The sequence below is a fragment of the Alkalibacter mobilis genome, from assembly GCF_015594845.1.
GTDB classification, from domain to species: domain Bacteria; phylum Bacillota; class Clostridia; order Eubacteriales; family Alkalibacteraceae; genus Alkalibacter; species Alkalibacter mobilis.
This window is the reverse complement of the sequence record NZ_JADNRK010000015.1, coordinates 25,418-49,090: the sequence shown is the minus strand read 5'-3', so window position 1 is coordinate 49,090 and position 23,673 is coordinate 25,418. Positions and strand designations below refer to the sequence as shown.

Sequence of the window (23,673 nt, the reverse complement as noted above, 5' to 3'; positions counted from 1 at the left end):
TGACCTTATAGGTCTTTAACTGCTCTTGCGACAAAGTGATCCATCCTTTTTTCATATTTTCAGTTTAATAGAATGTGACATTTTATCAAGTGAATCTAAAGGTGACATTATCACAAGTTAACAACAAATATACATGCGTTAGATTTGACCCGATGATAAATATATGTTAAACTGATAAATGACTGACAGTCAGTCACAAGGAGGAGTTATGACTTTAACATCAAAAAAAGATTTGTTGCTTAATGCTGCAATATCATTAATACAAAAGAACGGTTTTGAAAAAACTTCTGTTTCTCAAATCGTAAATGAAGCCGGTGTGGCTCAAGGAACTTTTTATCTTTATTTTAAAAGCAAGAACTCATTAGTTTCGGCTATAGCAAAGATGATCTTCGAAGAGCAATTATCAAATATTAAGGATGCTTACTCAGAATTAGACAAGGATCTGAACAAACTGTTGAAAACAATGATACACACCACATTTGACATAACAGAAAAATACAAGGATATGATCAGCTTTCTTTATTCAGGATTTGCTTATGACAAAACTTTTGATACATGGGAAGAAATTTATAGGCCTTACTATACCTGGGTCGAAGAAATTCTGTCGGATTTCCAATCAGAAAATTGGATACATAGCAAATGCAGTGTCAGTAATTTGGCCAATTTCGTAATAGGCTTGATAGAACACGGAGCCGAAAATTTCTTTATGACAACTTTAGGTTCAAACAGCGTAGAAACGGTTAAAAATGATCTTTTGATTTTTCTAACAGATTCATTGAATGTCAATGCATCAAAATAATAAGGAGTTATTTATGTTTACAACTAAATTTTCAAACGAAAATAAAATTTTAAAGTTTTCAACCTACAGTACTTTGTTTTTTGCAATATCAGGAATACTTATAGGAGCCTATTCCGGCTCTCATATAATAATCTTTGACGGACTATATTCTTTAATCAGTGTAGCTTTATCACTTATGTCCCTGTTTGCAACAAAATTTATGTTTAAAAAAGATAATAAACGATATCCATTCGGCAAAGATATCGCCGAACCTCTTACAATAATAATCAAATACTCAATATTGATTATTTTAGTAGGATATTCATTTATTTCAGCATTGTCGACGATATTTTCAGGCGGCAGCGAAATATCTTTGGGCCCTGCACTCGTTTATTCGGTTATCGGAAGTTTCATCTGTCTATTTGTATACGTAGCTTTGCGATTCATATCAAAAAAAAGCAACTCAGCATTGGTAAAAGCGGAATCAACTCAGTGGTTCATGGATACACTGATAAGTTTTGGAGTTCTGGCTGGATTCTTGATTTCTCTTGTAATATTATATTATTTTGATTCTTTAACGTGGTTGATTCCATATTTTGATTCTATAATGGTCATTATAATGTCAATATATTTTGTAAAAACACCTATTTTAGAAATCAAAAAATCATTAAGAGAGGTGTTTGAAATGACCCCAGAGGGTACTATCTCAGATGAAATTAACAACAAGGTAAAAATCATGGAAAGCCAATACAATATAGACGAGTCATTTGTCAGGATAGCAAAAGTAGGAAGAACACTCTGGGTCGAAATCGATTTTGTGGTGAATGGTTCAACGAAAATCAAAAGCATTTCCGATCAAGACAAACTAAGACAAGAAATATCCGACTGTATCAATCCCAGGTATAAAGGCAATTGGCTTACAGTCTCATTTACAAACAATAGAAAGTGGGCGGTCTGATTATTTTTATCGAGTACCAACCAAAATTGAAAGGATGCACAATAATATGACAAAACGAATTCCATTGATGGTTCTAATAATATTATTTTTGATTTTTATTGCCGGGTGTTCCAAGACAACGGTAAAAAATAAAAATGACCAAAACAACGATTTTCTGATTCAAAACGAAATAATGAATTCAAACATGAAGACAGATGACAATATAAGAAAAAAAATTGCAGATTCCGACTATACTCCTGAAAACCCACTAGTCATTTTGAATCCATACGAAGTATCTCCATTAACAGCAGTAGTCGGCTTTAAAACTCTCGAACCTGTTGAAATTATCCTAACTATTCCTGGAGATGTGGAAGAGGACACTTTGACTTTTAAATTCCCCGAAGATACGAAACATTATATTCCTGTCTTTGGTTTGTATCCTGGCAGAAAAAATCAAATAAAAATTCAAACTTTATCAAACGGGAGTTTGATTTCTACCAATACGATTGAAATTCAAACAGATGGTTTGCCTGTTGAATTGGAAAATGCCGTAACTGTAACAGACTCATCTGATACTTCCTATGGTGGATTAACATTAGTATCAGGTGGTTTCTACAGAAATCTATACGCTTTTGATTCTTTGGGCAATATCAGATGGTATCTAAATACTGAAACGGATGCTCATGGCTACTTCCCAATGGAGAATGGCAGGTTTATGCTCATAAGTGGCTATTCTATGATAGAAACTGAAACCAGAGATTACGCACGATATATTTATGATATGGATCTTTTGGGAAGACTTCACAAGGTTTACGATATACCCACCGGTATCCATCATGAAATTATTGAAAAAAACAAAAACGGAAACCTTTTGATGCTTGGCAACTCTCTTGATGGTCACGTGGAAGATACTATCTTGGAAGTAAATCGATCTACAGGTGAAATTTTAAAAGAATTGAATCTGGAATCGCTGATTTTTGACACTAAATACAACGATCGATACGACTGGGCCCATATGAATTCCATCTCATATGATAGAAGTGAAAATACCCTGATAGTTTCCGCCAGAGACTTAAGTTCTTTAATCAAAATCGATTGGGCTACAGATGAAATCTTGTGGATACTATCCGATCCACAAATCTGGAAAGAAACAGCTTATATCGATCATGTTTTGAATCTTGAAGGCAGTTCCTTCTGGCACTACGAACAACATGCAGCTTTTGAGTTGGAGGAAGATCTGGATAGTGATCCGGAAACCTTGGACTTGATGCTCTTTGACAATAGGGTCATACGAAATGAAACAATGCAAATTACCATCAAAGAGGATTCTGGCAGATCGTCGGTCACTCAATATGCAATAAATGAAAATAACGGAACTGTAAAACAAGTCAAACGTTTCCCGAACAGCAGTGCTTTCATCACCTCAAATTTTGAATACTTTTCTGATAGAGATTTACTGATCGCCTACCATGGGAGTCTTAAGGAAACACCTGAGAGTCCAATTAATACCATGTGGGGAGAAATCTATGAATACAACTATTCGAGTGGTGAATTGGTCCATTCATTCAAACTAAAATACGGATTTTACAGAGCGCATAAATTATCACCAAACCTTTTGGATTTGGTTGTTCCCATTGAAAGACCGTCAAAATAAAAATGACCAATCGATTTTAAATCGATTGGTCATTTTTCATTTTACTTCCTTACTTCTATAATCTTTTATTGCCGCTTTGATTGCCTGTTCCGCTAAAACGCTACAATGAACCTTTTCCTGAGGCAAACCACCCAGTTCATCAACAACCATGCTATTTGTTAATTTTTCAGCTTCTTCAAGGGTTTTTCCCATAATCATCTCTGTGGCAATGCTACTTGTTGCTACAGCTGCTCCACAACCAAAAGTTTTAAACTTCACGTCAACAATCACATCATTCTCTATCTTAAGAAACATTTTCATGATATCGCCGCAGGCAGGGCTCCCAACTTCACCTACTCCGTCAGCATCTGCAAGTTCTCCAACATTTCGTGGATTTTGAAATTGATCTATTACTTTATCTGTATACATAATATTCCTCCTTTAAGAATTGTATAGAGGGGACATATCCCTCAATCTTTGAATGATCGCCGGTAATTTTTCCAGTACAAAATCTACTTCTTCTCTAGTAGTATCTTTCCCAATTGAAAATCTAAGGGAACCGTGGGCAATTTCATGGCTTAATCCGATTGCCAACAAAACATGTGAAGGATCCAGAGCTCCAGATGTACACGCAGAACCGCTTGAAGCAGCTATTCCAATCAGATCCAAACTTAAAAGAATAGATTCACCTTCGATATATCTAATACTTACATTTACATTGCCCGGCAGTCTTTCTGTCGGGTGACCGTTAAGTCTTACTTCATCAATATTTTCCAAAATATTTTTAATCATGTAATCCCGTAATTCGATAGCCTTTTCAGCTGATTCTTTCAGATTTTCTGTAACGAGTTCACAAGCTTTGGCAAATCCGACTATTGCAGGGGTATTCTCAGTTCCTGCTCTTTTTTTTCTTTCTTGACCTCCGCCGTGAATTAAATTGTCAATTTTTACCCCTTTACGAATATACAGAGCTCCAATACCCTTTGGCCCATATATCTTATGTCCGGAGATGGACATCATGTCCACGTTTAAATCTTTTACATCTATTTCGATGCTTCCGAAGGCTTGCACCGCATCAGTGTGAAAATATACATCGTTCTCTCTGGCGATTTCACCAATTTTCTTAATAGGCTGGATCGTTCCTATCTCATTGTTTGCATACATGACAGTTATCAGAATAGTGCTTTCCTTTATGCTATTTCTTACATCCTCAGGATCAACCATCCCATATTCATCTACCGGTAAATATGAAACTTCAAATCCATGTTTTTCAAGATATTTACACGTATGAAGTACGGCATGATGTTCGATTGAAGTGGTTATGATATGATTCCCTTTATTTTTGTTGGCAAAAGCCGTACCTATTATAGCCCAGTTGTCCGCTTCAGTCCCACCGCTTGTGAAAAATATCTCTTTAGGTTCCGCATTTAAAACACGAGCCACCGTATCCCTTGATTCATCTATTGATTTTCTGGCTTCTCTACCGAAAGAGTACACACTTGAAGGATTGCCAAAGTTATTTTCAATCTGTGGGATCATAACTTCAAGTACCCTTTTGTCAATTGGGGTCGTTGCAGCATAATCAAAATATCTTCTTTGCAAATATATCAACTCCTTTGTCCGATTTTGCTATTTTTGTTTTTATTTAATAAATCACCTAAAGTAATATTGTCTATCACTTGATTTATACTATCATTGACCTGTTCCCATATATCCTTAGTCACACAAAATCCAGATTTGTCACAATTGTAATTTTCACTTCCGCCAACACAAGATGAAAATTCTATGGGTCCCTCCAAAGCTCGGATCACATCTCCTACAGTGATTTTATCAGGATCTTTTGACAACCTATATCCTCCTTTTGGGCCCCTATGACTTGTCACAAGTCTTTCTTTTTTTAAAGTGGCAAACATTTGTTCAAGGTAAGCATCGGAATAGTCCATCTTTTGAGCTATATCCTTGATTGAAATGGTTCCGTTCTCGTAATTTAAAGCTAATTGATACATGGCCATTACACCATATCTGCCTTTTGTGGATAGTCTCATGTTAAAACCTCCATTTTCTATACCCTACTATTCCACTCGGAATATCTTTATATTAACACACAACCTTTTTTTATGTCAATACTTCATATCAATCAAATTTGAAAATAATTTCTGGATTTTCTCAAAAAATAAAAAAAGGTGCAGACGCACCCTTAATCGTAATTAGTTTTCTTATTAGCCTTTACCAGCTCAATTTGACTTTCAAACAATTGATTTTGTAGATCCAAAATAGTTTTTCTGCTTTCCTCGATATCGTATTTATACTGTTTGATCTTCTTATTGTACTGATTTAAATTCTCCCTGGCGTTATCCAGTTCTTCTTTTAATTTATCGTTTTCCAAGGAAAGCTCTTTGTAAATTTCGTTATTTCGGTCGGCGTATTCCTTATAAATCTTTATCTGTTCTTTTAGCTCGTCAACACTTTCCTGATTTCCTACCTTTTGTATCAACTCTTGATTCTTCAAATTCAAATTTTTGATCTCTTCTGACAAATTTAAAGAACATAGAAGCAATGCCAAATTTTTGTTCATCAGAGGATCGGATTTTTTTATGTCGGCCAGCATCTCATTAACAGTTTTGCAAATTTCGTCCATGTGCTCTTGTGTCAATTCACCCACAAGAGAATATTCTGCTCCTTCTACTCTGGCTATAACCTTGTTTTTTATTTCCATTGTCATCCCTGCCTTAAATGAACTTTTTAAGTATTATACATCATTTTTCAAAGATTCTCTTGTTTCTACCATCTTTTGAATCTGCAAGCATAATTCTTCCATTTCCTCTTGATTCAATAATAAACCTTTTTCCCACTGATTGTAAACCGTCTTACCTAAAAACCTGAATTTATCTTTAATATCTAACTCTATCTTCTGTATTTCAATCTTTTTTCTTCCCGCATCTAAAATTTCTTCCGACTTTTCTCCAATTATCTTGGCCGCCTCTTCAGCTTTTTTACCGAAATCATCCAGTATGCCCATTTAGAAACCTCCTCCGCCTGAGCCACCGCCACCGCCTCCACCGCCGCCGGAGCTAAATCCTCCACCGCCGCCGGTTGAAGATGAATGCTGTGTGGTGGCCGATTGAACTGCACTTCTTGTAACATTGGTCAAAGAAGTATTCAACGAGTTCACAGCCATAATACCGCCATAACCATATGAACCTCGAATAAAAGTAAGACCGGGATCATTAAAGTCTGATTCTTTCAAAACAATTTGCATAGTGTTGATAACTTTATCGGCAATCCCCAATGAAACCGCATATACGAGATAATGTTCCCATAATATTATAGAAGGAACGACGGCATCATCCAACTTGCTGAAATCAGTAAGAAATTCGCTGAATGCTTTCCATTTGACATAATCTTCGTTTCCTGTTTTAGTTCTTTTTTTGATCCTGGCAGAAAATATCATCACGCCGATAGCCAACGGAATATTGATAAGTGCGATGTAAACTCCTAAAACTGCAATAAATATGCTTATACCTAAACCAAAAAATCCAAGTAAAATCCCAAGTATGACCCCGGTATTGGCTTTTTTGTCAAAAAAGTCGTATTTTAAAGCATCTCCTTCTATAATGGTTCTCCATATGTCATAGTCATCGTAGAACTCAAGAGCGTTTTTTCGGTCTTTTGAGTATTCCTCAATATCGTCGAATGTAGTTGATTTTCCATCTCCAATTTTATTGATCAGCCAGTATTTAAGATGTTGTTCCTCACGTGTGAGGCTCCTGTTTATGTTATTGGAATTATCAACAATAGTGTAAACATCCTCTTCTTTTGAACCAAACAAGAACTTTTTCTTTTGAATTTTTTTTACTTCAAGAACAAAGACTTTTTTTCGAATAGCATTTAAAATTGTTGCTGTCAAATCTCTAGGAGAAATCCGTTTAAAATAATAGTTATAGCTCATAACTGCCGGTCCGTAATCAGCCGGCAATTCCCTATAATATTTCCCCTTGAATTCAGATTTCTTTTCTCTGTCAAATTTCAAGTAAATCCATATGGTTCCAAAAATCATGGCCAGAAAGATAAATATCGCCAAACCAGTAAACATGGCATATGTTCTTTCAATTTTATCTCTCTCAGCGTTAGCTTCGTCTGCTTTGATTTTTTCTACTCTCAATATTTCATCGAGTGCATTGACATTTGTAGTCTTGGCCACTTCTTTTAAAATTTGTTTTTCAAACACGAGTCTGGCATCCAGCATTTCACCAGGATACATTTTTTCGATCTGCAATCTCACATGCGTGTCATCTACGATTTCGGAGACACCTTCCAATGGTCCATGTGCAAAAATTCTTAATTCTTCACTTGCCTCAGGCAAATAAATATTGATATCAACATCATTAAGAACATCTTCCCACCCTGGACCTATGAAATTCCAGTAAATTTCAGCTACATCATTATGTTCCACAACTACATTTTTGAGGGTATACTCTATCAGGATACTTTTGTAATCGTCATACGTAGGAGAAAATATTTTCAACTCTGCTTTGTTACCATCTATGTTCCCCTCATAAACTCCGGAATCACCCGCATTACCGGAGCCTGGAGAAATCGCTTCGAGTTCAATTAAATTGTCCTCGACGATAAAACCGTGGGGTTCTTTGAGCACAAATACTCTTAAACCAGTCATTTCATGGGCATTGTACAATGGAGAGTTGCCTTCTATATCATCCAATGATCCGACAAATGTTTTATCCCCTCCAGGGGCGTACTCCAAATTCCAAAATTGACCGTTAAAGCTACCGTCATAGGTCAACATTTCCCTTACATGCATGGATCCATCATCTTGAATAAATGCATCGATTTTATAACCCGCAATATCAAAATCCACATCGGATACAGCCCCTTTTACCGGGCATGGAAATAGGATCAGAGTTACAACTATCAAGGATAAAAAAATTCTGAGTCTTTTCATGATTCTATCAAAAGGTGACATTTGGCGTCTCTCTGGCGCTATCTTCAACTTCGAAGAATTTTTCTTCCGTAAATCTAAAAATTCCTGCTACTATATTACTTGGAAACATTTGAACCTTATTGTTATACATCAATACGGTGTCATTATAAAATTGTCTGGCAAAACTGATTTTATCCTCAGTATTTGATAATTCTTCCTGCAAATTCATAAAGTTCTGGTTTGCCTTCAAATCAGGATAACTTTCTGCCAAAGCAAACAACCTTGATAATGCGGAAGTAAGTTGATTATTGCTTTCCATCTCTTCTGCAGGAGTTGAAGCCTGAGTAAACCTGTTTCTTGCATTAATTACGGCTTCTAATGTTTCTTTCTCGTGAGCCGCATAGCCTTTTACAGTATTTACCAGGTTAGGGATCAAATCAAATCTTCTCTTTAACTGCACATCGATTTGAGCCCATGAATCCTTGACCCGATTTCTCAAAGAAACAAGAGAATTGTAAATTCCCGCTACAGCCAATGCTATGACTGCCAATACACCTAACAAAATAATCCATTCCATTAAAATCACTCCTTAATCAAAATATGGTTCATGATTTATATCTACATAAAACTCATGCATCATTTCCAGTTGTTTTTTTGTTACTCTGGGAATTGAAAGTTCCGGCAGTTCATCCAATCCAAAATATCCCACATCAAGAGTTTCCGAGCCAGGTTTTTCGACCCCACCGATTTTTTCGCACAACATGAATATTGTATACAAATAATACAACGTTTTTGGGTGATCGTGTTTTGCCTTGTCCAAAACTCCCAGCAACTTTACTGGCTTGACATCAATTCCGGCTTCCTCCCAGGTTTCTTTGACTGCAACCTCTCCTGGAGTAAAACCAACGTCGCAAAAACCACCGGGGAGTGTCCATTTCCCGTCTACCTTTTCCTTTACCATCAAAAACTTTCCTTGATCGTTAAAAACCACTGATCTTAAATCCACCTTGGGGGTAACATATAAAGTCTCACTGTGAAATGCCATACTGATGATTTCCGGGTTATGAGAACTCAATGTCGAAATAATGTTAACCGTGGCATCCATAATCTGCATGTATCGTTCTTTTTCATAATCGCTATCAACGAAGTGAAGGCCTGTTTTAGCCTGAGCTTGAATTAATTTTGCCAATTCAAAAATGTCGTCTTTCATTACTATCTCCCTATTTCTGTAATATATTCGAAAATCTATAATAATAATCGTCTATTATCTCGTGTATCAATGCAATAATATACGAAGAATTGTATATTTTTCTTTTTTGCATCTTGTATCTGATCCCAGGCACACCTGAAGTGTATTGCTTGTACAATGGATATGCCATTGAAAACTCTTCAATTCCGATCTTTCTAGGTTTGGGAATACTGCAGGATTTTTCGTGAAATTTAGCGTTGCTTATTTCTACTGAATCTCCTAATGCTGTAGCATAAAACCAATATTCACTGTCATAGTTTATTGAAAACAATTTAAAATCTTGATCGTTATTCTCAAGAAAATCTAAAATTTTCATCCACTCTTCTCGGTATAATTTCATAATAATGCCTCCTACTATCTGATCACGGCTTTTCTCAGGTATAGTAAATCAGTTGTTTCGACGACTCCCAAATCAGGAGAAATTACGTAAAAAAGCAAGTAAGTCTTTTTGTCAGCAAAATATTTTCCATACATCCTCGAATAAAATTCCATAATTTCGAAATCTTCGCCATTCTTCTTTTGAGGAATTCCATATTGTAGATAAGCAGGCTGAAAACCGCGAAAATCATGTTGAGGACCATTGCTCACAATCATACTGTCTATTCTTTCCCAAATTTCCCCTTCACGGAACTCACTACTTACACTATTTTCCAATAGTTCAAACTTCATGTTTATAGAATGACAACCTATACTGTTCATCACTAGCTTCTCGAGATCATAACGTGCGATTTTTTCAATTTTGTTTAAATCTATCGAACCACCACTCATTAATACCCTTGATTTGTCACCGTTTTCCTTTATTATATAACATCCGTAAAAAGAATTGTAATATTTACTTTCAGAATCGAAAAATAAAGAACTGTTTCCTTTAAAAGCTCCAAAATTAAACTTGACGACCAGACTTATATCTTCACCCACATACCTGCCGATTCCCTGTGCGTTGAAAGTGGAAACAAAGGGGTACCAGTCCCTTTCGAAAGTAGAAAGACCTCCCGGTAAAGAAACATCCATATTTTCGTCGGCTATAATTTCTTCGTATGCATTTTTGAATCCTAATACCGTCAAGCTTAAAAGATAGACACCTTTTATTAATATCAATAACACTATCAACGACCCTAAAACCATCCTAAAATGTGATTTTTTCATTAAAATAGTCCGTAAAGATCCTCCTTTGTTGAAACCTCTATCGTTATGTAGTCCTCATGCTCAAGAAGAACTCTATTTCCCCTTCTCTGTTTTGCACTCATTTCCTCATATTTTACAACGCCGATTGTTTTTTGAAGTTCTTTTGCAAAATTTACAGTGTGCATTGTACCGCCTACAATGTCAGTTTCTATTACCAGCAAACTTTTTGCCAAAGAAGCTTGCAATCTGTCTCTTGCAACAAATTTAAAATTCTCAGCTTTTTCATTTGGGGCATATTCCGAAATCAATGTTCCCCCACTGTCTAAAATGGTTTGAGAGAGCTGAAAGTTTGCTTCCGGATATATATTGTTTATTCCACTGGGAAGAACTGCAATTGTTATTCCCTCGCCAGACAACGCTCCAACGTGCCCTTTAGCGTCACATCCAAGAGCCAGCCCGCTTAAAACCGCTACTTGATTTTGCGCTAGAAAAAATCCAAAATCGTATGCCGATCTCTCACCTTCTTTTGTAGGGTTTCTTGTCCCAATCAGTGCCACCATTTTTTTTTGATCCAATACTTTTCTATTTCCTTTGATGTACAATAATGGTGGCTTATTGGCTAGCATGGAAAATGAACCAGGATATGTTTCATCCAAAAAAGAAACTACGTCAATGTCACTTGTTCTACAATCTTTCAAGGTTCTCTCCGTCTTCCTTACGGCATCCTCAACCGCGTGGGTTTTAATGGAAATTTTTTTCATGAGTTGGATAAATCGTAAAATGTCTTTCAACTCTGTATTTTCAAAATCGCCAAAAAAATCGTAAGCGTGACGAATGGTTGCACTTCCTACTCCATTAAGATTGTTTAATATCAATATTTTTTCCGTTATATTCATTGTTGGATCCTCCGATTATATATTAAAAAAGAACCTGACGGTTCTTTTCAAGTTGTTACATGGAAAAATGACCAGCAACAAAATAATCTTCGGGAATACCAAAATCCTTGCCACTTTCTTCAAGCAATGTCCACTTTCCCTGAAGACTGTAGGCAGACATTATTTGTTCCATATAAAACATCATTATTCCCGCTTCCAAAAGGTCATATTCATGGTTCAAATTTTCGTCCATTCTAATAGTTAAGTATATTTTTTTGTTTCTCAAAAGGAATCTCCATGGCTGTCTATTCAAAGTGGAGGGAGCCATTCTCACATAATAGAATACATTCTCAAGTCCCATGTTCTTCAAGTCATCCCATGATGGATTTTTGCCCCAATCTTCGACAAATACTATTTCCTCAGCTTTTAATCTGGAAGTAACATTGTCATCCACCTGCTTAAGATCTGCTTTTGAATAATTGGCTCCTGTATCGATAGGATTAATAACTCTCTTATCCCATTTTTTATATCCTATAGCTATCAAAGCTGCAGCTTCCCGGGGATCTTCAATGCCTAATGCAGTTTTAACCAATTCTCCGTCTTGTGGAATATTGAGCCAGCAGCTGTCTATTTCTTCTTCAGCGAGTAAGACCATCAGACTTTCCGCATAATAACCGGTTTGGATTTGATGATTTTCAATGTTGTTGCTCATAAAAAGTGCATAATGGGGAGCCTTTACCATGTGCCCGTTGTAACCAGCCATGCCATTCAACACATCGTATGCCCAATCACCATCTTCAAGAAGGTATACTTCCAGTTCGGTATTCTGAACTATATCATCTCTGTGATCTTTATTCAGTAAAATTTTTCTCAATTCATCGATAGGCACTTTTTTTTCTTTGAATTCCCTAACTGATTTTCTTTCGGATAAAATTTTTCTTAATGTCATAACCAAACACCCTCTCAATATTTTATCTAAAATCCCTACATTTTTTATACCCTTTTATTTTTTTATAAATCAAAATTCATCACTGGTTAAACATTACATTTTCTTTTTCAAACAAAACTTTTATCAATGAAACCAATCCTACGGTTACAAGCACTGAAACTACTATGTTTGCCAACAATCCAATGGCCGGCATCTCAAAATTCAAAACGCTTTTTAAAGCCAGGATACTTCCGTAAACAGGTATGGCGTACTCCAGCATTTCCGGTGTTTGTGTAGAATACATGTTACTAAATGCAGCTATCATTACGACAAAGTATATGGGCATCAAGTATGTTCCGGCCTCTTTGACATTCTTTGCAATAACGGAAGCCACGCTGATCAGTCCGACAAAGATTCCTTCCATGGATAATAGGATCAATAATATCATTATGTAGTCCAATATACTATAGTTGACATAATTACCTATGTCTATACCCATTTCACCACCTAAAGATCCTGCCAGCAAAGGCAACGCAACAATTATCCCGATGAATGAAGACAGTGCACTTAAAAAAGCCAGAATCCCCAAACTGATTACCTTTCCAAAAGCTATGACTTCTCTGCTTACCGGAGTCATCAACAAGGTAGACATGGTTCCACGTTCCTTTTCACCGGCTATTGAATCAGGTCCCAGTGACATCGCTCCAGCAAATAGAAAAATCGTTATCATCATCGGCAGCAGCATTGACAAAAACTTTCCCGAAGCCTTTTTGTCATCTACCACTGTAGGATCCGGATTTGAGCCGTCTATTTCAAAAACGTTGGCATAAGCCATACTTCCCATTCTTTCACCCAATAGAATGTTCTCGTATTGATTAAGCAGGCTACTTACAATGTAGTACGCCGAAGAAGAATAATCTTCGCTGGGATTATGATAAGTATTTAAGAAAGGCATCTCCATGGACTTGTAATTTGTTACCTTATCGTGAAATTTCGGATCAAATTCCAATAGAACATCTGCCGTGCCGTTTTTGATTTGTTCTTTTACTGATTCGATCTCATCAAATTCAATTTCGTTTAATAGCGTTTCAGATCCTTTCAACATATCCAAAATCTCATCAGGCGCATTTACAGTATAAATAACTGATTTGTGTTCTTCAACATCACTTATCATGCTGCTGGCACCCAATCCAATTATCCCATACAAAACTACAAGCATTACCGGTGGCAAGATCAAGGTCGTAAAAATCAGTCTTCGATCTGTAAATAATCTCCTAAGTTCTTTTTTAACGATAACTCCTATCATTTCAAACATACTTTTCCCTCCCTTCCATATTTTTTGCATACAAGGAAAAAAAAGCTTCTTCAAGCGAAACTTTATCTGTTTCGTTGCAGATTTTTTCAACAGAGCCTTCAATTGTAATTTTACCATCGATTATAATTGCCAATTTATCGCAAAGCTTTTCAGCTACGTCCATTATATGTGTCGAAATAATGATCGTCTTGCCAATTCTTTTCATTTCCAGGAGATAATCCGTTACGCTTTTAGCGGTTATTATATCCAGTCCATTTGTTGGTTCATCAAAAATTATCACTTTTGGATCATGAACCAAACTGACCGCTATAGACAGCTTTTGTTTCATCCCGGTTGAAAGCTCGCCAATAGCCATATTCTCAAATTCATCAATTCCGAATCTGGCAAAAAGTTCTTTTTTTCTAGCCAAAATTTCTCTTTTATGCATACCATACAACCTACCAAAAAATTCAATCGTATATGCAGGTGTAAAATGAGTATCAAGTTTTAATTCGTTTGTTAAAAAACACAACTCTTTTCTCACATTTTCCGGTTGTTCTGATACACCGAATCCGCTGACTTTTATTATACCCGAAGTGGGTTTTATAAGAGTCGATATGCATCTCAAAGTTGTAGTTTTCCCTGCTCCGTTTGGGCCTAGAAGGCCAAATATTTGCCCTTCTTCCGCTTTAAATGAAATACCATCAACAGCCACTTTTTCCTTTTGAGCAGTTTTTTCTTTTTTCATATCCCTTTTGCTTAACTTAAATACTTTTCTTAAGTCTGCAACTTCGATCACTAAATATCATCCCCTTCCACATCAATGATAACAAATTCACATTCTTTGGTAAACGAAATTGCTTTTCTTAATCAAATTTTAATTTAACATATAAAAAAAGGCTTCGCAAAAAGCCTTAAATTATCGAATAAATCATCCAACATATTATTATTAGCATTAATGAAGTTACATACATGATCTTTATGGTTTGATCGATATTTTCTATAACTACCGATTTAACCGGGTCCCCTATGGTGGGTTTATGGACAGAAACACCAAAGTACTCGTGAGTTCCTCCAAGCTGTATTCCCAAAGCGCCGGCTACAGCACTTTCCGACCAGGCCGAGTTTGGACTTTTATGATTCGAATGATCCCTCTTCAATATCTTCCATGAATTTTTGTAATCAAATCCAAGAATGAAAGCAGCTATGACCATTAAAGCTCCACATAATCTTGCGGATAAAAAATTGAATACATCATCTGTTTTAGCAGAAAATCTGCCGAGAAAATTATATTTTTCATTTCGATATCCCACCATTGAATCCAAGGTACTCACAGCCTTGTATGCCATGGCACCCACGGGACCCAAAAGAAGCGCAAAAATCATTGGTGACACGATTCCGTCGGTAGTGTTTTCCGCCACAGTTTCCACCGTAGCCTTAATAATCTCTTCTTGGCTTAGATTAGTAGTATCTCTTCCAACAATATACCCTACTCGCTCCCTGCCCTTATCCAAACTTTCCGCTAACCATTTCTTTACCTGCATTCCTTCATACTTCAATGATTTTACTGATAAAGCAGTATATACAATAAATACCTTTATTATGAATCCTAAAACAGGGGCAATTAAAGTTGAAATTTTAATGACAGCCCATGAAATCAGCACGGTCACCAAAACGGTATCGATCGTTAATGCAATCCCTGCCGTCAGCAGATCTTTATCCGTGCGGAAGAATTTTCTAATAAGTTTTTCTTCAAACTCTATAAATTTCCCTATCAACCTTACGGGATGATAAAACCAGTAAGGATCGCCAAGAATCAAGTCGATAATCAAGGCTATGGTCAATATTTCGATATTATCCTTAATCAATATTTTTCCCGTCCCCATATAATTCGTTTAAATAGGCATCAGCCTTTTCGAGTTCACCGGCCAATAAATCATTTTCAGTTTCAGTTTTTATCCCAATTCTAAAATACTTGTTGTCCAAATAATGGTAGTTTGAACAATCTCGTATCAAGATCTTGCTTTTTTTCAAAAAATCCTGCAATTCATTTACTCCGTAGGCATCAGTCATTATTTTAACCAAAAGATAATTACCTGAAGATGGAAAAACCTTGAATCCAACTTCTTCAAGTTTTTTCGCCATCGCTTCTCTTCTTATAGCATTTTTTTCAGAAGAAATTTTTACAAAGTCAGTTAACCGAGTCAAAGCTCTTGATGCACCGACCCCTTGTGCCGATACAGCCCATGGCGTCTGAAATTCCTTGTATCTAAAAATCCTCGACTCGCTTCCCAATATGTAACCAAGCCTGACGCCTGGAATGGCAAACATTTTAGTTAAAGAACCCGCCACAATCAAGCAATCATATTCAAAGATCAAATTTCTTTTGGTGCTGTCTTCACAATAATCTATGAATGCTTCATCAAGAACCACAAGAGATCTTGATTCTTCTGCCTGTTTCAAAATTGTGATCAAGCTATCCTCATCTATCATGCTTCCCAGGGGATTTGAAGGGCTGCATATAAAGACCATGGAGTTATCAGACATCTCTGCACAAATTGTAGAAATATCGTAAGTTATCTTGTCACTAACCATCATGGGAATGTTGACTATTTCTGCTTCAATATTTTTTGAAAGTCGCTCATATTCCACAAAAGCTGGTTGTAAGATAATGGTCTTTTGGGGCTTTTCCTTGTCAACTATTAATTGAAGAGCTCCGATACCACCATTTGTAGGTAAAATATTGCCTGCAGGAAATTTAAGGAATTCAGAAAAATTTTCTGTTGTCTCGGCCATCTTCACGTCAGGATAGAAACCAATTTCATTTATTGAATCACATATGCACTGCCTCATTAAAGGGGGAACCCCATCCGGATTAAGATTAGCAGAAAAATCATTCCATTCAAAAGGAGATCCGCCTTCTTGCCATACATTACCGCCATGTTTAAAAATATTCAAATTGTGTCACCTCACAGTAGTTTTGTTGCCAAATCCGGATTTGTCAAAAACATAAGATGTGGGTATCCTGCAACTGTATTTCCCTTATGAACACCACAGTTCCAAGTAATTGGCTGATGATTCTCTCTGGTTTTTTTCATACAATAATTTGCGGGAATCGTCTCACGCCCCTTGCAAATTTTTGAGTGATGAAACTCGTGCCCCTTGGTATTGAAAATTTCGCCGTTTATTTCGATTTCAACTTCAACATATCCAAAATTTTGCAACCTTTCAGTCATCTCGACTTCAAAGGGCAGGTATCCTGTAAATTCAGATCTGGTTCCATTGTATTCTATCATGTTTTTTGACAAATAAATATACCCGCCGCATTCTGCGTAGCATTTACCGCCCTGCTGCAGATAATCATAAATACTTTTTCTCATAGATACATTTTTTTGTAGTTGTTCGGCGAAAATTTCAGGAAATCCACCGCCTAAATAAAGAGAATCAATTTCAGTGGGCATTTCAGAGTCTTCCAACGGAGAAAATTCTATTAAATCTGCGCCACAATCCTGCAAAAAATCCAAGTTGACTTGATAGTAAAACGAGAAGGCCTTGTCCTTGGCTATGGCAATCTTTTTTCCAGAAAAATGGCTCTTGTATCTTTCTATTATATCCAAATAAGAAACTTCTGCACTAGCTCCTTCAGGTGCAGTCTTTGACAACTCCAAAAGCCCTTCCAAATCCACGGTCTTTTCAATCGATTTTGCCAGCATGTCAATATTGTCAAAAAATTCGTCAACCTCTTCAACGGGGATAAGACCCAAATGTCTACTGTTCAACTTGATTTGGGTGTTTTTTTCCAAATAACCATAACATTTGATGCCTGTCTTAGATTCAACCGCTTCCTTTATAAGTTCGTAGTGTTTTTGACCTGAGACTCGATTGACCAAAACACCTGAAATTTTTACTTTTTCATCCATTAACTTAAATCCTAAAACAGTAGCAGCTGCACTGTTCGATACTCCACTGCCGTCAATTGCCAACACAACAGGAGTGTCGGTTGCTATGGCTGTTTGGGCACTACCACCTCTTGGATCATTCAATCCTAAAGAATCATATAAGCCCATAACTCCTTCTATTACTGCCATGTCAAAATCTACAGATCTCTTATCGATCAAAAATCTCAATTGATCATCATTTAAAAGGTAACTGTCCAAATTATACGAAGGATTTCCAGTAATTACTTTGTGGAATCCGGTATCTATATAGTCAGGGCCTACTTTATATGGAGCTATTTTTAATCCTCTATTTTTTAATGCGGACATTATCCCCATGGAGAAGGTCGTCTTTCCCACGTTGCTTGATGTTCCAGCTATCATTATTCGATTCATGTTAGATTCCTTTCCTTATTTTTTCAGGTCTGGAAAAAACCAATACTTCAAGCCCTAATTTTAGGGCTGGGCGTACTTTTTCCAAAGTGCCTCCAGTAACCCCGCTGTCTTTTGTGACAAGATATTTTATGCCGAAGTCCAAAAACATTGATTCATTCATCTGTTGACTGAAGGGTCCCTGCATGCCTATTATCTGATTTGCCTTAAACCCCAATGACTCACATTTTTTTATTACATCCGAAGTCGGTAAAACTCTAATGAATGTTCTCTCAATCATTCCACTTTGATTAAAATAATCAATATTATTGCTACCTATGGTCAACATTATATTCCCGGTTTTATCAGAAAGATATTGAGCAATATTCCTGTACGAGTCAAATCTCAGCAGTTCGTCCTGTCCAAAACTCTCCAGTACTGCTTTTCTCTCAAGCAATTTATACTTTATAGATAATTCGTCACAGCAGAATTTAATATTTTTAGTTATTTCTTCAGCATAGGGATGTGTTGCATCTACAACCTCTTTTATTTTGTTGCCGATCAAAACACGCTTGATTTCTTCACTGTTCATTCTACCACAAATTACAGTTAGACCGTCAAGCTTTTCGTAAAGAGCTGCACCATAATCAGTTGCAACAGAAACGAGGATGGATTCCCCTTTACTTAATCTAGAATAAACATAATCCCTTCCTTCTTTAGTACCGGCAAAAACTGCAATCATACAGAATAACCTCTTGGAGTTATCATGTAACCTTCATGCTCGTAAGTTGAATCATTTCCGATAAAAACTGTAGTAAACATATCTACCTCTGCTTCATGCAACTTTTCCAACGTGGTTATCTTGGTTTGTTGACCCTCTCTAAATGCATTTTTAACTATACCTACAACTGTATCGGGTCTTTTGTAATCCAATAATATCTCTTGTGTCTTATTTAAATAATCCGGTCTTGATTTACTTTTAGGATTATATATGACCACTGAAAAATCTCCCTCTCCGGCGCAGTGGATCCTCTTTTCAATTTTATTCCATTCGGTTAAACAATCAGAGAGCGATATAGTTACATAATCGTGCATCAAAGGCGCTCCTAAAATCGCTCCTCCTGCATTGGATGATGTAACTCCCGGAATGATTCTTACGTCAAATTGCTTGATATCATGTTCTTTGGATAAAATTTCAAGTATCAAACCTGCCATTCCGTAAACACCCGGGTCTCCGCTGCTAACTACAGATACTTCCTTGTTCTCCATGGATATTTGGATAGCCCTTTTGCAGCGGTCGACTTCTTTTTTCATTCCATTTTCAACAACTTCTTTTCCACCAAGAAAATTTTCGATTAACTTGATATATGTTTTATAACCAACGATTACATCTGATTTATTTATTGCTTCTATAGCCTGACCCGTCATGTTTTCCTTGTAACCAGGGCCTATACCAATTACATTTATCTTGAACATCAGAATTCCCTCCATATGGATAATGTGATATTATCTATTATTGTTTTTTGAACCAGCATTTCTCCGCCTTGGGATCCTAAAAATCCGCAAGGTTCAGCTACCGCACCGGTCCCTATAGTATTTTTAACGAACTGGGATTGCGTAAATTTCAGTTCAGTTTTTTCAAGTTCTTCTATTTCGTAAATTTTCAGCGGGACACCATAATACTCTGATGCTCCAATGATTCCCTTTTCGTTCGATTTTACAGAAACAGTTGAAATCATCTTCAAAGCTCTTATATCCAGATTATTTGAATCAAACACACTCTCTATAGCTTCTTTGATATTTTCAAATTCCACACCTTTTCTACATCCCATGCCCAAAACAAGATTTTTGGGTATGAGTTTAGCGTATGGCTTATCCAGATCCAGATTTTTCAAATTGCTGACGACGAGGTAACCTTCAGCTTCGTAAGTTTCAGGAAAATTTTCATCAAATAAAATATTCCATTCGTCCACAACTTTTATACCTAAACCATTTACAAACATGGCAGTGATTACCTTGGCACAAGTTAAATCATCTATTATCAGATCATTTCTTATTGCTATGGTATCTACGCATGGTTTGTTCGATACATCCGATGCCGTAGTTATTATGGGGTTCGCATTGATTTTATTTGCTAACAGTCTCGCCATGTCATTCGCTCCACCTATGTGACCCGACAACAGGCTGATAATATTCGTACCTTTTTCGTCCATTACTAAAATTGCCGGGTCTCTGTCTTTAGAATCTATCAAACTGGCTATGGATCTCACTACTATCCCTGTAGACATTATGAAGATTATCGCTGAATATTCAGAAAATATATTTTGGATCAAGTTCCTAAAATTTTCAAAAGCAATACCTGAGGAAAATTTAAATTTTTTTTGATAATATACATCAACATCTAAATCTTCTAAAACATTGGATACTTTGAATGCCAGTTCTGCTCCTTGACGGGTTAGAGAGACAACAGCAATTCGTCTATTGATGTTCATTGAGTTTTTATACCTTCTCTGAACATATGCGTAAAATTCTTGTCATACAATAAAGACAAATCATATTCATCCCCCAAAAAATTCCCCACAAGTATTTGTGCTGTTTTTGTGATATTTGCTTCCCTTACCTTTTGAGCTATGTCTGCTAGTGTGCCGATAACTATGCGTTCATCATTCCAACTTGCTTTTTCTACAACCGCAGCCGGAGTTTCTATTGGATAGTGTACCGTCAATTTCTGAACTACGTCAGAAATATTTTGGACTGATAAAAATATGGCCATAGAGGCACCATGAGAAGCTAGCTTCTCCAAGGATTCGTCCTCAGGAACAGGTGTTCTGCCTTCCATTCTGGTGCATATTACCGTCTGAGTCACTCCGGGGAGTGTGAATTCTTTCTTCAAAGCAGCAGCTGCTGCAGTGAATGAACTGACTCCGGGAATTACATCAAAACTGATGCCAATGTCTTCCAGAATATCCATCTGCTCCCTAATAGCACCGTAAATCGAGGGATCTCCGGTATGTACACGAGCGACAAGCTTGCCATTGAACACGCCTTTTTTCATAACTTCTATAACTTCTTCCAAAGTCATGGATGCACTGTTGTGTATTTCTGCACTTTCTTTAGCACAACTTAAAATCATAGGATTGACCAAAGAACCGGCATATATTATTACATCGCTTTCCTCTATGATTTTTTTACCTTTAACCGTAATCAAATCTGGGTCTCCAGGCCCGGCTCCTATAAAATACACATTTTTCTTCATTACACTTCCACCTCTCTGTTTTTAGTTTTCTTACCTGTGACGATGGATATCGGATTTAACCCTTCCATCATCGTTTTGCCACCGATCTCCCGACCTTTTGATAGACAAACATTTACGATTTCACACTGAAATCCATTTTCTTTCAACAGTTTTATAAATTCCACGGAATTTTCCAATACTATAAAATTCCCCACGATCCTGCCGTCTTCATCGAGGTGTTTTGTGCTCCATTCAATTATTTTGTTTAAATTACCTTTGCTGCCACCAACTATTACGCAATTTACCTTTGACAAATTTTCCAACCCACTCGGTGCCATATCCTGTATTACCTTTACATTTTTCACCTTGAATTTTTCAATATTTTTCTCGATAATTTCTACTGCTTTCGAGTTTTGTTCTATAGCATAAACCTTACCTGCCGGACACAAAAGTGCTGCCTCTATTGTTATTGAACCTGTACCGGCACCAATGTCTACAATAGTATCTCCATCGTTTATTTTTATTTTTGACAAGGTTATAGTCCTGATTTCTTCCTTTGTCATCGGGACATCTCCTCTAATAAACATATCGTCGGGAATTCCCCCGATATAATTAAGTTTCATTGATCAACACCACCAAGTTTAAGTTTTCAAACTCCATATCTTTCGCATCTTCCAAATTCAAATATCTGATATTTTCATTTTCATAGGATAAATTTTCGCCTACTATCATCTTTTTATTTGAGACTTTGCTACTTAAGACTTTTTTTGCGATAATTCCCGGTGTGTGCACCGCATCAGTTAAAAAAACCGTCTTGTGTGATTTAATAATTTTTTCCATGGGTACGTCTGATTTTCCATGCAGACTTACAATCAATGCATCGTGCCAAAGCATACCAAGTTTGGAAAAAAGGTATGTCATGGAAGAAATTCCAGGTAGAATCTCAAAATAGATTTCCGGGCATTTTTTCATTAAAAAATTAGTCAAGCTATAAAATCCTGGATCACCTGAAACAAGTACCGATATCATTTTTTTTTGGCTGTACTTTTTAATAAACGAAACTGCACCATCCAATCCATCCTCAACAAAAATTAGATCTTTTAGACCATTTTGCTCCAAATCTTCTAGATGTCTTTTCCCGCCGATTAAAGCATCAGACTTATTTATCAGCTCAAGGGTTTCTGGCAAAATAAATTTCGGATTTCCGGGACCCATTCCCAGGATAAAGACCGGATATTTATTTTTCATCAGACACACCTCTCTTTCAGGGAATTCGCCTCATCATTTATTGCAAGTATTCCGAACTCATTTGAAAAAACAACCAGACCTAACCTGATTCCATCACCCAATTTAAATCTGACATGGTGTTCGATTCTTTCAGCTATGTTTTTCATAACAGTTTCAAGCAATCCCTCGCCTTTCAGATGAGTCAATGCATCATCACAAGCAGCACAATCTAGAATTTTTGCAGTCAAATCTCTTGAACCGCCACATAGCGACGCATAGGCAGCCAATATTTCCATTCTTGCATCGGAATTGTGCGAATGGGTATTCATTATCCCCCCTGCCAGCTTTACCATCTTTCCAATATGTCCTACGAGAACTATTTTTTTAAATTTTAATTCAGAAGCTTTCTTGAGAACTTCTCCAAAATTATTTCCGATTTTGATGCTTTTGTTAAAATCAATACTTAAATTATCTTTTGCAAATTGCTTGCCATAATTGCCTGGAAAGACAAAAATTTCTTCAGAACCATTTTCTTTTATGACATTCATCTCCAAAAACAGAGAATCGATCAATGCCTTTTCACTCATTGGCTCAACTATCCCGGTTGTTCCCAAAATTGAAATGCCCCCCAGGATACCTATTCTTGGATTGAATGTCTTTTTTCCGATTTCTTCACCTTCAAGTGCATAAATTTCAATCTCGATGCCTCCATCATAGCCCAGCATACTACAAGCCTTTTTAACTTCGCTGGTTATCATTTGTCTCGGAATGCTATTTATGGCATGTTCACCTTTAGGTTGGTCAAAACCATTCTTTGTGACCAAGCCTATGCCCGTTCCACCTTTGATCTTTAGAGTATTGTCATTATTTCTTTTTGCGATTGCAGATATGGTCATACCATGGGTTGCGTCCGGGTCATCTCCACCATCTTTTACTACACCACAAGCTGCATGGTCTTTTGATATCGAGGCATCAACTATGTTCAGATCCAACTCCCATCCCTTAGGTGTGCTAATGCTTATATTTGAAACGGTTTCTTGCGTGATCAGCATTATTACAGCTGCTTTAGAAGCTGCAGCCGCACATGAGCCGGTTGTGTACCCGTATCTCAGATTTTTTCCATTTTTATTTATAAATCGTTCCATT

General features: G+C 36.7%; 27 protein-coding genes. 3 read left to right on the top strand and 24 right to left on the bottom strand.

Annotated features, from left to right (window positions below; translation table 11 throughout):
* The first annotated feature begins 208 nt into the window (after window positions 1–208).
* From IWB18_RS08590 to IWB18_RS08580, 3 genes are read left to right on the top strand one after another with little or no spacing between them, the layout of a single operon-like run.
* Window positions 209–799 carry a TetR family transcriptional regulator gene (locus IWB18_RS08590; protein ID WP_195683214.1) on the top strand — a complete coding sequence of 197 codons (591 nt, stop codon included), beginning with the start codon at window positions 209–211 and terminating at the stop codon, window positions 797–799.
* 13 nt (window positions 800–812) lie between these two features.
* Complete coding sequence (locus tag IWB18_RS08585) at window positions 813–1,736, top strand: cation diffusion facilitator family transporter (protein ID WP_195683213.1); 924 nt, start codon at window positions 813–815, stop codon at window positions 1,734–1,736.
* 46 nt (window positions 1,737–1,782) lie between these two features.
* Window positions 1,783–3,369 carry an aryl-sulfate sulfotransferase gene (locus IWB18_RS08580; protein ID WP_195683212.1) on the top strand — a complete coding sequence of 529 codons (1,587 nt, stop codon included), beginning with the start codon at window positions 1,783–1,785 and terminating at the stop codon, window positions 3,367–3,369.
* A 36-nt stretch (window positions 3,370–3,405) separates the two neighbouring features.
* Here the strand turns inward: IWB18_RS08580 and nifU are convergent, their stop codons facing one another.
* From nifU to cbiD, 24 genes are all read right to left on the bottom strand, one after another.
* A complete protein-coding gene (nifU, locus tag IWB18_RS08575) occupies window positions 3,406–3,780 on the bottom strand; it encodes a Fe-S cluster assembly scaffold protein NifU (RefSeq protein WP_332310681.1) in 375 nt (124 codons plus the stop codon).
* 9 nt (window positions 3,781–3,789) lie between these two features.
* Complete coding sequence (nifS, locus tag IWB18_RS08570) at window positions 3,790–4,950, bottom strand: cysteine desulfurase NifS (RefSeq protein ID WP_195683210.1); 1,161 nt, start codon at window positions 4,948–4,950, stop codon at window positions 3,790–3,792.
* Window positions 4,951–4,955: 5 nt separating this feature from the next.
* Complete coding sequence (locus tag IWB18_RS08565) at window positions 4,956–5,393, bottom strand: RrF2 family transcriptional regulator (RefSeq protein WP_195683209.1); 438 nt, start codon at window positions 5,391–5,393, stop codon at window positions 4,956–4,958.
* 152 nt (window positions 5,394–5,545) lie between these two features.
* Window positions 5,546–6,064: a cell division protein ZapA gene (zapA, locus tag IWB18_RS08560; RefSeq protein WP_195683208.1), complete on the bottom strand. Its 519-nt coding sequence runs from the start codon at window positions 6,062–6,064 to the stop codon at window positions 5,546–5,548.
* A gap of 33 nt (window positions 6,065–6,097) precedes the next feature.
* Complete coding sequence (locus IWB18_RS08555; RefSeq protein ID WP_195683207.1) at window positions 6,098–6,367, bottom strand: hypothetical protein; 270 nt, start codon at window positions 6,365–6,367, stop codon at window positions 6,098–6,100.
* The gene (locus IWB18_RS08550) at window positions 6,368–8,308 is read right to left on the bottom strand and encodes a DUF2207 domain-containing protein (protein WP_195683206.1); all 1,941 of its coding nucleotides are present in this window, start codon (window positions 8,306–8,308) and stop codon (window positions 6,368–6,370) included. It lies immediately after the preceding gene.
* A gap of 7 nt (window positions 8,309–8,315) precedes the next feature.
* Entirely contained in the window at window positions 8,316–8,864 is a 549-nt protein-coding gene (locus IWB18_RS08545; protein WP_207740793.1) for a LemA family protein, read from the bottom strand.
* Window positions 8,865–8,876: 12 nt separating this feature from the next.
* On the bottom strand, window positions 8,877–9,497 hold the full coding sequence (locus IWB18_RS08540) for an NUDIX hydrolase (RefSeq protein ID WP_195683205.1): 621 nt from the start codon (window positions 9,495–9,497) through the stop codon (window positions 8,877–8,879).
* A 10-nt stretch (window positions 9,498–9,507) separates the two neighbouring features.
* Window positions 9,508–9,876: a hypothetical protein gene (locus tag IWB18_RS08535; protein WP_195683204.1), complete on the bottom strand. Its 369-nt coding sequence runs from the start codon at window positions 9,874–9,876 to the stop codon at window positions 9,508–9,510.
* A 14-nt stretch (window positions 9,877–9,890) separates the two neighbouring features.
* Window positions 9,891–10,682, bottom strand: a complete 792-nt coding sequence (locus IWB18_RS08530) for a hypothetical protein (protein ID WP_195683203.1) — start codon at window positions 10,680–10,682, stop codon at window positions 9,891–9,893.
* Window positions 10,682–11,557, bottom strand: coding sequence for a DNA-processing protein DprA (locus IWB18_RS08525; protein WP_195683202.1), 876 nt, complete (start codon window positions 11,555–11,557; stop codon window positions 10,682–10,684). The genes IWB18_RS08530 and IWB18_RS08525 overlap by 1 nt, the downstream gene beginning before the upstream one ends.
* 55 nt (window positions 11,558–11,612) lie before the next feature.
* On the bottom strand, window positions 11,613–12,485 hold the full coding sequence (locus IWB18_RS08520) for a nitroreductase family protein (RefSeq protein WP_195683201.1): 873 nt from the start codon (window positions 12,483–12,485) through the stop codon (window positions 11,613–11,615).
* 79 nt (window positions 12,486–12,564) lie between these two features.
* The gene (locus IWB18_RS08515; RefSeq protein WP_195683200.1) at window positions 12,565–13,779 is read right to left on the bottom strand and encodes an ABC transporter permease subunit; all 1,215 of its coding nucleotides are present in this window, start codon (window positions 13,777–13,779) and stop codon (window positions 12,565–12,567) included.
* On the bottom strand, window positions 13,772–14,506 hold the full coding sequence (locus IWB18_RS08510) for an ABC transporter ATP-binding protein (RefSeq protein WP_207740792.1): 735 nt from the start codon (window positions 14,504–14,506) through the stop codon (window positions 13,772–13,774). The genes IWB18_RS08515 and IWB18_RS08510 overlap by 8 nt, the downstream gene beginning before the upstream one ends.
* 166 nt (window positions 14,507–14,672) lie before the next feature.
* Window positions 14,673–15,626, bottom strand: a complete 954-nt coding sequence (gene cbiB / locus IWB18_RS08505) for an adenosylcobinamide-phosphate synthase CbiB (protein WP_225877814.1) — start codon at window positions 15,624–15,626, stop codon at window positions 14,673–14,675.
* Window positions 15,619–16,716 (bottom strand): pyridoxal phosphate-dependent aminotransferase, encoded by a 1,098-nt coding sequence (locus IWB18_RS08500; protein WP_195683198.1) that lies wholly within the window; start codon window positions 16,714–16,716, stop codon window positions 15,619–15,621. The genes cbiB and IWB18_RS08500 overlap by 8 nt, the downstream gene beginning before the upstream one ends.
* Window positions 16,717–16,727: 11 nt before the next feature.
* The gene (locus IWB18_RS08495) at window positions 16,728–18,089 is read right to left on the bottom strand and encodes a cobyrinate a,c-diamide synthase (RefSeq protein ID WP_195683197.1); all 1,362 of its coding nucleotides are present in this window, start codon (window positions 18,087–18,089) and stop codon (window positions 16,728–16,730) included.
* Between the two features lies 1 nt (window position 18,090).
* A complete protein-coding gene (cobK, locus tag IWB18_RS08490; protein WP_195683196.1) occupies window positions 18,091–18,807 on the bottom strand; it encodes a precorrin-6A reductase in 717 nt (238 codons plus the stop codon).
* Window positions 18,804–19,541 (bottom strand): precorrin-3B C(17)-methyltransferase, encoded by a 738-nt coding sequence (gene cobJ / locus IWB18_RS08485; RefSeq protein WP_195683195.1) that lies wholly within the window; start codon window positions 19,539–19,541, stop codon window positions 18,804–18,806. The genes cobK and cobJ overlap by 4 nt, the downstream gene beginning before the upstream one ends.
* A complete protein-coding gene (gene cbiG / locus IWB18_RS08480; RefSeq protein ID WP_195683194.1) occupies window positions 19,541–20,557 on the bottom strand; it encodes a cobalt-precorrin 5A hydrolase in 1,017 nt (338 codons plus the stop codon). The genes cobJ and cbiG overlap by 1 nt, the downstream gene beginning before the upstream one ends.
* Window positions 20,554–21,321, bottom strand: coding sequence for a precorrin-4 C(11)-methyltransferase (cobM, locus tag IWB18_RS08475; protein ID WP_195683193.1), 768 nt, complete (start codon window positions 21,319–21,321; stop codon window positions 20,554–20,556). The genes cbiG and cobM overlap by 4 nt, the downstream gene beginning before the upstream one ends.
* Window positions 21,321–21,923: a precorrin-6Y C5,15-methyltransferase (decarboxylating) subunit CbiT gene (gene cbiT / locus IWB18_RS08470; protein WP_195683192.1), complete on the bottom strand. Its 603-nt coding sequence runs from the start codon at window positions 21,921–21,923 to the stop codon at window positions 21,321–21,323. The genes cobM and cbiT overlap by 1 nt, the downstream gene beginning before the upstream one ends.
* Complete coding sequence (cbiE, locus tag IWB18_RS08465) at window positions 21,913–22,548, bottom strand: precorrin-6y C5,15-methyltransferase (decarboxylating) subunit CbiE (RefSeq protein ID WP_195683191.1); 636 nt, start codon at window positions 22,546–22,548, stop codon at window positions 21,913–21,915. Before cbiE ends, cbiT begins: the two co-directional genes overlap by 11 nt.
* Window positions 22,548–23,672, bottom strand: a complete 1,125-nt coding sequence (gene cbiD, locus IWB18_RS08460) for a cobalt-precorrin-5B (C(1))-methyltransferase CbiD (protein WP_195683190.1) — start codon at window positions 23,670–23,672, stop codon at window positions 22,548–22,550. Before cbiD ends, cbiE begins: the two co-directional genes overlap by 1 nt.
* Window position 23,673: the final 1 nt, after the last annotated feature.

Excerpts from the sequence above, each read along its gene's own strand:
- IWB18_RS08590 (WP_195683214.1), top strand. The coding sequence starts at position 209 with ATGACTTTAACATCAAAAAAAGATTTGTTGCTTAATGCTGCAATATCA.
- IWB18_RS08585 (WP_195683213.1), top strand. The coding sequence starts at position 813 with ATGTTTACAACTAAATTTTCAAACGAAAATAAAATTTTAAAGTTTTCA.
- IWB18_RS08580 (WP_195683212.1), top strand. The coding sequence starts at position 1,783 with ATGACAAAACGAATTCCATTGATGGTTCTAATAATATTATTTTTGATT.
- IWB18_RS08565 (WP_195683209.1), bottom strand. The coding sequence starts at position 5,393 with ATGAGACTATCCACAAAAGGCAGATATGGTGTAATGGCCATGTATCAA.
- zapA (WP_195683208.1), bottom strand. The coding sequence starts at position 6,064 with ATGGAAATAAAAAACAAGGTTATAGCCAGAGTAGAAGGAGCAGAATAT.
- IWB18_RS08555 (WP_195683207.1), bottom strand. The coding sequence starts at position 6,367 with ATGGGCATACTGGATGATTTCGGTAAAAAAGCTGAAGAGGCGGCCAAG.
- IWB18_RS08550 (WP_195683206.1), bottom strand. The coding sequence starts at position 8,308 with ATGAAAAGACTCAGAATTTTTTTATCCTTGATAGTTGTAACTCTGATC.
- IWB18_RS08545 (WP_207740793.1), bottom strand. The coding sequence starts at position 8,864 with ATGGAATGGATTATTTTGTTAGGTGTATTGGCAGTCATAGCATTGGCT.
- IWB18_RS08540 (WP_195683205.1), bottom strand. The coding sequence starts at position 9,497 with ATGAAAGACGACATTTTTGAATTGGCAAAATTAATTCAAGCTCAGGCT.
- IWB18_RS08535 (WP_195683204.1), bottom strand. The coding sequence starts at position 9,876 with ATGAAATTATACCGAGAAGAGTGGATGAAAATTTTAGATTTTCTTGAG.
- IWB18_RS08530 (WP_195683203.1), bottom strand. The coding sequence starts at position 10,682 with ATGAAAAAATCACATTTTAGGATGGTTTTAGGGTCGTTGATAGTGTTA.
- IWB18_RS08525 (WP_195683202.1), bottom strand. The coding sequence starts at position 11,557 with ATGAATATAACGGAAAAAATATTGATATTAAACAATCTTAATGGAGTA.
- IWB18_RS08520 (WP_195683201.1), bottom strand. The coding sequence starts at position 12,485 with ATGACATTAAGAAAAATTTTATCCGAAAGAAAATCAGTTAGGGAATTC.
- IWB18_RS08515 (WP_195683200.1), bottom strand. The coding sequence starts at position 13,779 with ATGTTTGAAATGATAGGAGTTATCGTTAAAAAAGAACTTAGGAGATTA.
- IWB18_RS08510 (WP_207740792.1), bottom strand. The coding sequence starts at position 14,506 with ATGAAAAAAGAAAAAACTGCTCAAAAGGAAAAAGTGGCTGTTGATGGT.
- IWB18_RS08495 (WP_195683197.1), bottom strand. The coding sequence starts at position 18,089 with ATGAATCGAATAATGATAGCTGGAACATCAAGCAACGTGGGAAAGACG.
- cobK (WP_195683196.1), bottom strand. The coding sequence starts at position 18,807 with ATGATTGCAGTTTTTGCCGGTACTAAAGAAGGAAGGGATTATGTTTAT.
- cobJ (WP_195683195.1), bottom strand. The coding sequence starts at position 19,541 with ATGTTCAAGATAAATGTAATTGGTATAGGCCCTGGTTACAAGGAAAAC.
- cbiG (WP_195683194.1), bottom strand. The coding sequence starts at position 20,557 with ATGAACATCAATAGACGAATTGCTGTTGTCTCTCTAACCCGTCAAGGA.
- cobM (WP_195683193.1), bottom strand. The coding sequence starts at position 21,321 with ATGAAGAAAAATGTGTATTTTATAGGAGCCGGGCCTGGAGACCCAGAT.
- cbiT (WP_195683192.1), bottom strand. The coding sequence starts at position 21,923 with ATGAAACTTAATTATATCGGGGGAATTCCCGACGATATGTTTATTAGA.
- cbiE (WP_195683191.1), bottom strand. The coding sequence starts at position 22,548 with ATGAAAAATAAATATCCGGTCTTTATCCTGGGAATGGGTCCCGGAAAT.
- cbiD (WP_195683190.1), bottom strand. The coding sequence starts at position 23,672 with ATGGAACGATTTATAAATAAAAATGGAAAAAATCTGAGATACGGGTAC.